The organism is Kitasatospora sp. NPDC002965 (assembly GCF_040611255.1).
Taxonomy (GTDB): domain Bacteria; phylum Actinomycetota; class Actinomycetes; order Streptomycetales; family Streptomycetaceae; genus Kitasatospora.
The window spans coordinates 17,794-29,328 of the sequence record NZ_JBEXNT010000121.1 but is presented as its reverse complement, the minus strand read 5'-3'; the positions used below and the strand labels follow the sequence as shown (position 1 = coordinate 29,328).

The 11,535-nt window shown below is 73.0% G+C and carries 8 protein-coding genes; 1 reads left to right on the top strand and 7 read right to left on the bottom strand.

Annotation, left to right across the window (positions count from 1 at the left end):
* The 7 genes from ABZY91_RS33020 to ABZY91_RS32990 form a co-directional block, all read right to left on the bottom strand.
* On the bottom strand, positions 1–1,985 hold a 1,985-nt coding region (locus ABZY91_RS33020), incomplete at its 3' end, for a condensation domain-containing protein (RefSeq protein WP_355406762.1).
* Between the two features lie 75 nt (positions 1,986–2,060).
* Positions 2,061–3,083 (bottom strand): ABC transporter substrate-binding protein, encoded by a 1,023-nt coding sequence (locus ABZY91_RS33015; RefSeq protein WP_355406760.1) that lies wholly within the window; start codon positions 3,081–3,083, stop codon positions 2,061–2,063.
* A 197-nt stretch (positions 3,084–3,280) separates the two neighbouring features.
* Positions 3,281–4,666 (bottom strand): enterobactin transporter EntS, encoded by a 1,386-nt coding sequence (gene entS, locus ABZY91_RS33010; RefSeq protein ID WP_355406759.1) that lies wholly within the window; start codon positions 4,664–4,666, stop codon positions 3,281–3,283.
* 220 nt (positions 4,667–4,886) lie between these two features.
* Complete coding sequence (locus ABZY91_RS33005; RefSeq protein ID WP_355406757.1) at positions 4,887–6,266, bottom strand: cation:proton antiporter; 1,380 nt, start codon at positions 6,264–6,266, stop codon at positions 4,887–4,889.
* Between the two features lie 160 nt (positions 6,267–6,426).
* Complete coding sequence (locus ABZY91_RS33000; protein ID WP_329884040.1) at positions 6,427–7,950, bottom strand: tryptophan 7-halogenase; 1,524 nt, start codon at positions 7,948–7,950, stop codon at positions 6,427–6,429.
* A 37-nt stretch (positions 7,951–7,987) separates the two neighbouring features.
* Positions 7,988–8,233, bottom strand: a complete 246-nt coding sequence (locus ABZY91_RS32995) for a phosphopantetheine-binding protein (protein WP_329884041.1) — start codon at positions 8,231–8,233, stop codon at positions 7,988–7,990.
* 1,065 nt (positions 8,234–9,298) lie between these two features.
* The gene (locus tag ABZY91_RS32990; protein WP_355406755.1) at positions 9,299–10,021 is read right to left on the bottom strand and encodes a siderophore-interacting protein; all 723 of its coding nucleotides are present in this window, start codon (positions 10,019–10,021) and stop codon (positions 9,299–9,301) included.
* 232 nt (positions 10,022–10,253) lie between these two features.
* Between ABZY91_RS32990 and ABZY91_RS32985 the strand changes: the two genes are divergently transcribed.
* The gene (locus tag ABZY91_RS32985; protein WP_355406753.1) at positions 10,254–11,510 is read left to right on the top strand and encodes a hypothetical protein; all 1,257 of its coding nucleotides are present in this window, start codon (positions 10,254–10,256) and stop codon (positions 11,508–11,510) included.
* Positions 11,511–11,535: the final 25 nt, after the last annotated feature.

The window sequence follows — 11,535 nt, the reverse complement described above, 5'->3', positions numbered from 1 at the left end:
AACAACTCCAACCCCGCGATGTCGAACGACACCGTCGTCACCGCGACCAACGCATCACCCGGCCCCAGACCCAACCGACCGTCCATCGCCGCCAGAAAACCCGCGAACGCCCCGTGCGACACCACCACACCCTTCGGACGCCCCGTCGAACCCGACGTGTGAATCACATACGCCGCCCCCTCCGGATCCACCGGCACGGACGGGGCGGGCTGCGCCGCGACGATCCCGGCCGCGACCTCCGGATCGTCGAGCAGCAGCACCGGCACCCCTTCCGGCACCGCCCGGGCGGTCTCCCCCACCGCGACGGTGCAGACCGGGCCGGCGTCCTCCGTCATGAAGGCGAGCCGCTCCGCCGGGAAGCCCGGATCCAACGGCAGATACCCCGCCCCCGACCGCAACACCGCCACCATCGCCACCACCAGGTCCACCGACCGCGGCAACGCCAACCCCACCCAACGACCCGGACCGGCCCCCCGACCCACCAACACCGACGCCAACCGCGCCGAACGCTCCCCCAACTCCCCGTACGTCAACGACTCCTCACCCACCACCAACGCCACCGCACCCGGCGCCTCCCGCACCCACCCCTCGAACCGCTCCACCACCGAACCCACCACCGGAACCACACCCACCGCGTCCGGGAGCGCGAGGGCCTCGCGGCGCCGCTCGGCGCTCAGCAGCGGTATCCGCCCCACGGGCAGCCCGGGCTCCTCGACGGCGGCGAGCGCGCGCAGGAGGGTCAGGAACTCGGCGCACCGGTCCGCGAGTTCGTCCTCCCGGTAGGTCCGGGGGTTGGCGTCCAGCTCGAACCGGACCAGGTTGCCGCCGTCCAGGTAGACGGAGAGGGTGAGGTCGTCCACCGGTCCGGCGGCGAGGTTGCGGGCGATGCCGGGGGCACCGTCGAAGTCGAGCTGGTAGTCGAACGCCTTGATGTTGACCATCGGGCCGAACACGCCGTGGCGGCGCCCGGCCGGGTCGAGGTCGCGCCGGATCTCCTCGGCGCGGTGGTTCTGGTGTCGGCGCAGGTCACGCACCCTGCGGACGACCTGCGACACCAGGTCGCCGAAGGCCGTACCGGGCGCGACGGAGAGCCGCAGCGGCAGGACGTTCACCTTCATCGCGGGCACGGTGAGCGCCACCGAGCCGAGCCGCGTCATCGCGGGCATGGCCAGCAGGACGTCCCTGGTGCCGGTCATCCGGTGCAGGTAGCCGGCGAACGCGGCGGTGACCACGTCCGCCCAGGTGGCACGGGCGGCGCGGGCGAGGTCGAGCAGCCCGGTGCTCTCCTCGGCGGTCAGGGTGGCACCGGTGCGCAGGAAGTGCGGGGCGGCCGGGTGGCCGACGCCTGCCAGCGGCGCGGGCTCGGGGCCGTCCGCCAGCTGCTCCGCCCAGTAGGCGCGGTCGGCGGCGCTGCGGGCGGAGTCCCGGTACTCGGCCTCCTCGGCGAGCAGGTCGGCCAGGCGGCCGGGCGCCGCGGGCGGCGGTTCCACGCCGCGGGACAGCGCGGTGTGCAGTTCGGCGGTGCGCCGGGCGAGCAGGGTGAAACCGTAGGCGTCGAGGGCGATGTGGTGGACGCGCTGGTACCAGAGCACCCGGTCCTCGGCGACGGTGTACAGGGCGTAGGCGAAGAGCCGGTCCGCGGCCGGGTCCACCGGGCGGGAGAGGTCCGCCCGCATCAGCTCCAGGGCGGTGGCCTCCGGGTCGGCCTCCGCCCGCAGATCGGCCAGGTCGAGCGGCCAGTCGGCCCGCGGGGCGGGCTCCTGGTAGGGAACGCCGTCCTCCTCGCCGAAGCGCATCCCGAGCACCTCGGCCTCGGCGACCGCGCGGCGCAGCGCCGTCTCGAAGACCTCCTGGTCGAACCGCCCCCGGATCTCGACGTACTGGCCCACGTTGTACGCGGTGTTGCCGGGTTCGAGTCGCTGCCCGTACCAGACTCCGGACTGGGCTCCGGTGAGCGGGAGGCGGCTCTGGGGGCGGTCGTTCATGGCTGTCGTGCTCCTGGTTCGGGGGCGGGGCGGGCGGGTCCGGCCGGTTCGGGTACCGGCCGGACCGGTGCCGGGTCAGAGCGTCTTGAGGATCTGTTCCAGCTGGTCGAGGATCCGGCCGGCCTCGGGGTAGCGGCTGGTGAAGAACGCCGGCACGGGGTGGACCTGCTGGGCCTTGGCCGCCTTGAGCGACTTCCAGTTGGTCTGGTTCATCAGGTCGGTGGTCTCGGCGGACGGCTTGGCGCCCGGCTCGTCGCCGTCGACGAGGATCACGTCGGCGCCGTCGAGCTTGCCGATCTCCTCGTACGAGAGGTCGGCCCAGGCGTCCTCGAAGCCCACGCCCGGCAGCGCGGCGAACCTGCCGCCCACGTCCTTGAGGACCAGGCCGAGCCAGGACTTGCCGTCGTAGGCGGAGAACTTGCCGGACTCACCGGAGTTGACGATCGCCCAGTTCGTCCTCGCCAGCTTGTCGGCGTAGGCCGTCTTGATCCGGGCGGCCTTGTCCTCGTACTCCTTCTTCACCTTGAGGCCGGCCTCCGGCCGGCCGGCGGCGTCCGTCACCTTGAGGGTGGTGGCGAGCAGCTCGTCCGGGTTGCCGATGCCGAAGGAGACCACCGGGGCGATCGGCTTGAGCTTGTCGATCTGGAACTGGACCCGCTTGGGCGCGGAGATGATGATCAGGTCGGGGGTGAGCGAGGCGATCTTCTCGAAGTTCAGCTCGTTCCCCTCGCCGACCAGGGGGATCTCCTTGACCTTGGCCTTCTGCTCGGCGGAGAGCGCGGCGTCGTCGATCGAGGTGACGCCGACCATCGGGATGCCGGAGTCCAGCAGCCAGGCGGCGGCGTAGGAGAGGCCGATGATCCGCTTGGGCTTCGCGGGGACGGTCACGTCACCGTCGGGCGTCGAAACGACGCGGGTGGCGTTCGACGACGCGGACGGGTCCTGGGAGTCGGAGGCGCTGCCGTCGGAGCTGGTGGTGCAGGCCGCGGCGGCGGCGATCAGGACGGTGGTGAGAAGGGCGGCGAGCACCCCACGCGGCCCGCGGGCGCGCGTGTCTCTGCGCCGGTTGTGGTCGGGGCTTGCGATCTGACGGGTCACCTGTGGTGCCTTTCCGGTTTCTTCGGGGTGGGGCGGCCGGCCGTGCGGGGCACGGGGCCGCCGGTCTGGAGCCATCGGCGCAGGGGCCGGGTGGTCCGGGTCTGGGGGGTCCGGGTCGGGTAATCCGGGTCTGGGGGGTCCGGGTCGGGTGGTCCGGGTCTGGGGGAGGCCGGAGCGGGAGGCCGGAGCCGGCGGGGTCAGGGGCTGGCCGGCGCCGTCGGGCGGCCGTCGCCCTGTTCGGTGTGGACCGGGTCGGTGCCGTGGACGGGGCCGGACGGGCCTGCGCCGTCCTCGTGGCCGTCGTGGCCGTCGTGGCCCTCGTCGTCCTCCTCCTCGTCGTCGGGGAGCGTCGCCCGGCGCAGGCCCGGCACCGCGAGGGCGACCACGACCGCCGCCAGGGCGCACACGATGCCGTTCAGGAGCGCCGCCCCGCCCGGGTTGAACCATCGGGCGAGCAGGGCCACTTCGGCCTCGCCGCCGATCTCGCCGGTGGTCTGCTCGGCGGTGACGACGCTGACCATCCGGCCCCGCAGGCGGTCCGGGGTGTGGTGCTGGAGCAGGGCGTAGTCGAGGATCGCGGCGACGGTGCCGGCCGCACCGGCCACCGCGAGCGCCAGGAAGGCCGGGACCACGGACGGGCTGAGGCCGAAACCGGCGACGGCCAGTCCGGTCACCAGGACGGACCCGATCAGCACCGCACCGGGGCGCTTGCTGCGGCCCACCCATCCGCTGGTGGCGGAGGCGATGACGGCGCCGACCGCCGGCGCGGTGTAGAGCAGGCCGAGCATCAGTTCGCCGCCGCCGAAGCGGGTGTCGACGAGCTCGGGGAAGAGCACCACGGGGACGCCGAACAGCGCCGTGGCGCCGCCCAGCAGGAGCAGGCCGCCGACCACCCGGTGCTTCACCGCGTAGCGCAGCGCGACCAGCGGCGATCCGTCGTCCGCGCCCGCCCCGTCGTCCGGGTCGGCCTCGTGGCGGACGGGCGGCAGCGGACGGAGCCGGGTCACCAGCAGGGTGGTCAGCGCGGTGGTCGCGGCGGTGACGGCGAAGGCCGTGCCGGGACCGGACGCGGCGAGCAGCACGCCCCCGAGGAACGGCGCGGCGACCGAGCCGATCTCCGTGGTGAGGGACAGCAGGGCACCGGCCGCCGGGAGTTGGTCGCGCCGGACGAGCGTCGGTGCGACGGCCATCAGCGCGGTCACACTGACCCCGGAGGCGAGGCCGTCCCAGGCGACGCAGAGGTAGATCGCCCAGAGGCTCGGTTCGGGGAGGAAGGCGTTGGCGGCGAGCCCGGCGAACGCGAGGGCCGCGGCGCCGCGCGCCAGGATGATCAGGCGCCGCCGGTCGGTGCGGTCCGCCAGGACGCCGCCGACCAGCGAACCGACCAGCACGCTGACGCTCATGACCATGCTGACCGCAGCGACGGTCAGGGTCGATCCGCTGAGGTCGTAGACCTGGGCCGCGAGGGCGACGGTGGCGATGCCGAGACCGAAGAGCGAGACGGTCCGGGCTATGAAGACCGCGCGGAAGTCGCGGCTCGCCCGTAGGGGGGCGGTGTCGATCAACAGGTCACGCAGGGACACTCAGAGGCTCCTGGGAGGACGGCACGGGTAACGGCGGCGCGGGGTCGCCGGTGGCTGGGCGGTGGAGGTCGGGCCGCGGTGTCGAGGGGTCGACGGCGGCGGGCCGGCGGGGCGGACACGGTCGAACCGGACGCTGTCCGGGTCCGATCGGGTCGGGGATCGGGTCGGGGATCGGGTCGGGCTCGGGGTCGAAGCGGGGTCGGGATGCGGGGCGGGGGGCCTACCGGGCCGCCCGGACCCGGTCGGCCGACCCGGCCCTGGGGCCGGCGGGCTTCAACAGCCGGCCCGGCGGGGGCGCGACCGCCCTCAGCAGCGGCCCGGTGGCGGCGGTGGTCAACAGGGCCATCAGCACGATCACCGTGTAGCCGGTCTCGCTCAGCACCCCGGCGGAGAGTCCCACCGAGGCGACCACCACCTCCACCGCACCGCGGCAGTTCAGGCCCACCGCGACGGCCAGACCCTGGCGTCGCGGGAGCCGGGCGAGCCGCGCCCCCCCGTACGCGCCGGCGACCTTGAAACAGACCGCCACCGCGAGATATCCGGCCGCCCAGAGCAGTGCCTCCGCACCGCTCAGGACGGTGAGGTCCATCCGCAGCCCTGCGACCGCGAAGAAGACCGGTGCCAGCAGGACGAGCGTGACCGGCTCCAACTGACCGCGCAGGCGCGGCCGGTAGTGCGGCGAGCGTCCGAGCAGCAGACCCGCCGCGAAGGCACCGAGCAGGCCGTCGGAGCCGACCGCGTCGGCGGCCACCGCGAGCACCAGGGCCAGGACGACGGCCACCAGGAGGTCCCCGGAGCCACCGGTCCCGGCCTCACCGGCCTCACCTTCCCTGCCGGTCCCGCCGGTCCCACCGGTCCTGCCGGGCAGCCGGTCCGACCGGCGCACCCGGGCCAGCGCGGCGTCGACCAGCCGCGGGGCGACCAGCACGAGGACCGCCGTCAGCAGGAGCAGGCCGGCCACCGGGGCCAGCAGCTCCCCCGCGTCACCGCCACCCGGTCCGGCGAGCACCGTCACCCCGGCGAGCGCCATCCACCCCACCGCGTCCGACACCAGCGCCACGGTGAGGATCATCTGGCCGAAGTCGGCCTTGAGGAAGCCGAGTTCGGTCAGCACGCGGGCGACCACCGGGATCGACGAGATACTGAGGGAGACGGCGACCAGCAGCACGAACGACGGCCGGCTCGCGGCGCCCCCGGCGAACGAGTCCGGCAGCAGCAGCGCGAGACCCACCCCGGCCGCGAACGGGACCAGGACGGCCCCCGCGGCGATCATCAGCGCCGGGCGGCCCAGCCTGCGGATCACGCCGAGGTCGGTGTCCAGGCCGGTGAGCAACAGCAGGAAGGCCGCGCCGAGCCAGGCCACCGTGTTGATCGGCGCCCCCAGCAGGGTCTCACCGGGGACGAGCCGGTGCTCCCCGCCGGGCCAGAGCACCCCGAGGACGGAAGGGCCGAGCAGCACACCCGCCACCAGCTGGCCGATGACCGCGGGTTGACGCAGCCTGCGCGCGGCGGCACCGGCGAGGTGCGCCACGACGGTGATCACCAGCAGCTGCACCAGCATGGCCCATTGGGCCGCATGGCCGAGGGAGGGAAGGCCCACGGGTCTGCCGACCTGCCTTTCGTGCTCGTCGTGGAGCGGTCCGCACGGAAGCGTGCGGTCACCGGCGCGGAAGTCGTTCGGGGTCGGTCCGGCCACGGCGTGCGGCCGGACCGGCCGCCGGGGCGGGCGTGGCGGAGCCCGCCCGGCGGCCGGGGTTCGGTCAGCCTCCGGCCGGCTCGGCCCAGGAGAGGCCGTCGGCGCCCGGCACGAGGCCGTCGGGCAGCAGCGGAGACTCCTTGATGTCGGCGCCGAGGACACCGCGCCGCTGGATCTCGTTCATCTCGTGCATCACGTCGCCGACGACCTTGGCACCGAAGAGGTGGTTCATCCGCTCACCGGACTCGGTCTGCATCGACCCCGTGGCGGCCACGGCGTCGGACAGCGCCTTCGAGGAGGAGGCGAACCGCTCGGTGAGCGCGGCGGAGTCGGTCAGCGCGCGCTCCCGGGAGGCCACCCCGCCGACCAGGGTGACGAACGCCTCCAGGTCGGAGGAGTCGAAGGCGGTGACCTTCTTGGCCTTCCAGAAGTAGTTCTCCTCGCTGCCCTGCATGTCGTAGAAGGCACTGAGGAATTCGTAGAAGACGCCGTACTCGCGGCGGTACCGGCCCTCGAACTCGCCGAAGGCACGCTCCTCCGAAACCCCGCCCGCCAGCACGCTGTTGATCGACCGGGCCGACAGCAGCCCGGCGTAGGTGGCGAGGTGGACGCCGGTGGAGAAGACCGGGTCGATGAAGCAGGCGGCGTCCCCGACGAGCGCCATGCCGGGCCGCCAGAAGCGGGTGTTGGCGTACGAGTAGTCCTTGCGGACCCGCAGCTCGCCGTAGGTCCCCTCGGTGACGCGGGTCGCCTCGGAGAGGTAGTCGCGGACGATGTCGCAGCGGTCGATGAACCCGAGCAGCGCCTTCTCCTGCTCCTCGTCGGTGCCCTGGATGTCGGCCGCACGGGTCCGGCTGATCACCGCGCCGACGCTGGTCAGGGTCTCGCTGAGCGGGATGTACCAGATCCAGCCCTCGTCGAAGGCGGCGCAGAGGATGTTCCCGCGGTCCGCGCCGGGCAGCCGCTTGCCGCCCTCGAAGTAGCCGAACAGCGCCAGGTTCTTGAAGAACTCGGAGTAGACCCGCTCCCCACCCGCGTGCCTGCTGATCCGGGTCTTGTTGCCCGACGCGTCGATGACGAACCGCGCCGCGACCTCGTGGACCCGGCCCTGCGGGTCGGTGTAGCGGACGCCCCGCACCCGCTCGTCGTCCTCCAGCACCTCGCTCACCGGGGAGTTCTCCCGGACGTCGACGCCGTGCTTCGCGGCGTTGCGGAGGAGGATGTCGTCGAACTTCATCCGCTCCACCTGGTACGCGTACGAGGTGGGCCCGGAGAGCTCGGGGGCGAGGGCGAAGAGGAAGTTCCAGGGTACGGGGTTGGTGCCCCAGCGGAAGCTGCCGCCCCGCTTGACCATGAAGCCGGCCTTCTCCATGTCCTCCTGGACGTCGAGCAGGCGACATATGCCGTGGACGGTGGCGGGGAGCAGCGACTCCCCGATCTGGTACCGCGGGAACGTCTCCTTCTCCAGCAGCAGGACCCGGTGGCCGTGTTTGGCCACGAGCGTCGCGGCCGTGGATCCACCGGGGCCACCGCCGACCACGATGACGTCGAACTCTTCGTGCAGTGTTGGTTGTTCAGAGGTGTTCACTGGCGAGTCTCTCCTGGTGATGACGGGCTTCCGCTGGTCAGGGGGTGCCGAGCTGATCCCGCCAGCGTTTGATGGTGGCCTCGCCGGCGAGGTCGACGAAGGTCACCTCGGTGCCCTTGTCGCGCCAGCGCTGGACGAGGGTCATCAACCGGATCGAGTCCATGCCCTGATAGACGAGCAGTTCGTCGTCGTCGAGTTCCTGCGGGTCGATCTGCAGCACATCGGCGACGTCCTGCCTGATGCGCTCCAGGGAAAACGCGTCGGTCGGGGGTATCTCAGGCATCGAGCGGCGTCCTCCTCTTGTCGCGGGGGTGACGGCGCGACGGCGCACGGCACGGACCACCGGCCCGGCCGAAACCGTGGAACCGATGTGATACGCACCGACGGCCGACGGCCTTCGGCCACCCGCCCTACTTAGGTAAGGCTAACCTAACTATTGGTCGGACCTCGCTGTCAAGCCGCCGGGTGACCGGACCCGACGGTCCGACGGATTTCCCTGATGTCACGTCATGCCACCCACGCGGGGCGGCAAAGGCCGGGCACCCCGTCGACGGTGCCGGCGGCAGACCCCGACAGCGCCGTGGGCGGCGATCCCGCCGCCCACGGCGGTCCCGGGCGCGCGGGCACCGTTCCGACCCCCACCAGCACCGTTGCCACCGCCGTCGGGGCCACTGTCACGACGGGGTACGGCCGGGGTGGGAGACGGGCGACGGCCCCGGGTTCCACGGCGGGCGGAAAGCAGGATCGGCCGGGAGACGGGCAGCGCCACACCTCGGCCGGAGCCGACCCCGAAAGGGTTACGGAGGGAGCAGAAACGCTTTTCCGCCCACCGCCGAGAATCCTGGACCCGTCGAACACGAATCATGGTCCGGACCGGAGGGCGGGAGGAGTCGAAATCACCGGACGGCCTTTCCCGGCGCCCGCGCCGACGCCGCGCCCGCGAACGCGCGGGCGCGGGCGTGACGGAGCAGCCCGGCGCGACAGGGCAGCGGGCTCGGTGAAGGGAGAGCGCAGGGAAGGGGACACCACACGCAGGACACGAGGCACGGCACATCGGGCGCCGGAGATCCGGCGCGGGGCGTCCGACCCCGAGCGTCGGGCTTCGGACTTCGAGCGTCAGGCGTCAGGCGTCAGGCGTCTGGCGTCTGGCGTCGGGCTCGGGCTCGGGCCGGGCGCGAGGAAGCCGTGCCGGGGCGGGCCCGACACCCCGGCGCACCCCGGCGCACGCCGCGAGCACCGGAAGACGGCGGGACACAGCAGGACGCAGCGGGGGCGGACAGGGGCCGACCGCGTCGGCGGGACGTGTGAACGTGGCGCCCGGACCCCCACGGCCGGGCGCCACGGGTCCTCAGGGCCGCCAGTAGCCGAGGGCGTGCACCTGCGGCCTGGGCACGGCGAGCTCCTTCCGGGTGAACCGGGCGAGAGCGCGCGTGGTCACCGTGTCACAGGCGATCCACACGTACGCCCCCGCCGGGTCCCCGAGCAGGCCGGGCAGCGCGGCGCGCACCTCCGCGACCAGCTGCGCCCCGTCGTCCTCGCGCGGCACCCGGCGCACCTCGTGGCGCGCCGGGCGGATCCGCAGCGGCAGGTTCTCGTCACTCCCGTGCCGGGTCTCCAGCCAGATGGTGGCCGGCACCTCGGGCAGCGCGGAGAGCAGGGAGTTGATCGCGGGGGCGGAGGCGCTGTCGCCGATCAGGAACATCCGTTCGGGCGCCGGGTCCGGCGCGACGAAGGCGGAGCCCTGCACGGTCGCCTGAACGGTGTCCCCGGGGTTCGCCCCCCGCGCCCAGCGGCCGGCGGGCCCCTCGTGCAGGGCGAACTCCATGGCGAACGTCCCGGCCACCGGGTCCGGGTCGACCAGGGTGTAGGCGCGCTGGTGCGGGCGGTCCGCACCGGGGAACCAGACCCGCACCCACATCGTCGGGTGGATGCCCGTGACCGCCAGCATCCCCCCGTCGCGGAAGTGGACGCGGCGGCAGTGCTCGGTCACGTCCTCGGCACCGGTGACCGTCAGCGGGAAGTCCCTGCCCCGCATCAGCTTGAGGACGACGCCCTCCCAGCCATGCCCCATGACATCCTCCAACCCCCGAGAAAGTAAGGCAAGCCTAACCTATCTTGGCGGGGGCGTGCGCCGGTCCGCGCCCGGCCGCCCGCACCGTTCCGACGACGCCTCGGCAGCACCCCGGGGGCCGGAACCGCCCCCGCTCCACGGCTCGCCCCCGTTCGGAGCAATCCACCGACAAATGGCCCGAACGGTGCTCTCGTGAGGGGGCATCCACGAATACACCTCACCGGAGGTTCAGTTGTCGCACCCTCAGCCCCCGCGCTCCGCCGACCCCGCCCGCCGCGCCCGCCGCGCGCTGGCGGCGGCCGTGGCCGTCGCCTCGGCCGCCTGCGTGCTCGCCGCTCCCGCCGCCTACTCCCGCGGCACCGGCCCCGCCCAGGGCCACCGCGCCGCGATCACCATCCAGGAGAACCGGCTGCCCTTCACCACCCGCTTCCAGGGCGACTTCCACGGCTCCGTCACCCACATCAGCAACTCCCTGATGACCTGTGACGAGACCAAGCCCCCCGTCGACCCCGCCCAGCCGCCGTGCGAGCAGGGCCGCACCGGGGCGGGCAGCAGGCCGATCAACAACAACTACCAGATGCGGTACGTCAACATCGATCCCGGCAGCATCGGCCCGCTCGGCGACCCCATCTACTCCGCCAGCTCCGCCGACCTGCAGCTGCCCCCCGGGGCGACGGTCAAGCACGCCCGCCTGTACTGGGGCGGCACCCGCGGCATCGACGACGTCGTCCTGCCCGAGAGCCAGATCGACGAGATCTACCTCAAGTTCCCCGGTGACGGCCAGTACACCAACATCGCCAACCAGCAGCCCTCCATCGGCTACATCACCACCGACGAGGAGAGCAGCTACCAGGCCTCCGCCGACATCACCGAGCTCGTCAAGAGCCACGGCACCGGTACCTACACGGCCGCCAACATGGACTCCGTCGTCAAGCCGCACAGCTGGGGCGGCTGGACCGTCGTGGTCGCCTACGAGGACCCCTGCGCGCCGCTGCGGCACGTCCACCTCTGGGACGGCTTCCAGCCCGAACTCCCCAACAGCCCGGCCCTGTCGGGCAGGCTGACCGGGATCAGGACGCCCGCGAGCGGCCCGGTCACCGGACACCTGGGCTGGGTCGTCTACGACGGCGACCACAAGTGGACCGGCGACACCATGTCGATCAAGTCCACCAACGGCCCGATCACCGACTTCACCGACGTCAACCACCCGCTGAACGACGCCTTCAACTCCACCATCGACAACCCCAACCCCGCCCAGCGGTTCCCCCGCAACCCGGCGCCGCGCAACAACTTCGGCTACGACGCGAACCGCTGGACCGTCTCCCCCTACCTGCGCAACGGCGACACCGACGTCACCGTCACCGTCAACACCCAGGGGGACGGCTACAACCTCGGCGTCTTCTACGCCGACATCGACCTCGACGCCACCGAGGCCGCCGCCCGGGGCGACTCCCCCGCAGTCACGTCCACCTGGAGCGGCGGGAAGTAGCCGCCGACGCACGGAGGGGCGGGAC

Coding starts and splice junctions, on each gene's coding strand:
- ABZY91_RS32995 (WP_329884041.1), bottom strand. CDS start 8,233: ATGCCTGAGATACCCCCGACCGACGCGTTTTCCCTGGAGCGCATCAGG.
- ABZY91_RS32990 (WP_355406755.1), bottom strand. CDS start 10,021: ATGGGGCATGGCTGGGAGGGCGTCGTCCTCAAGCTGATGCGGGGCAGG.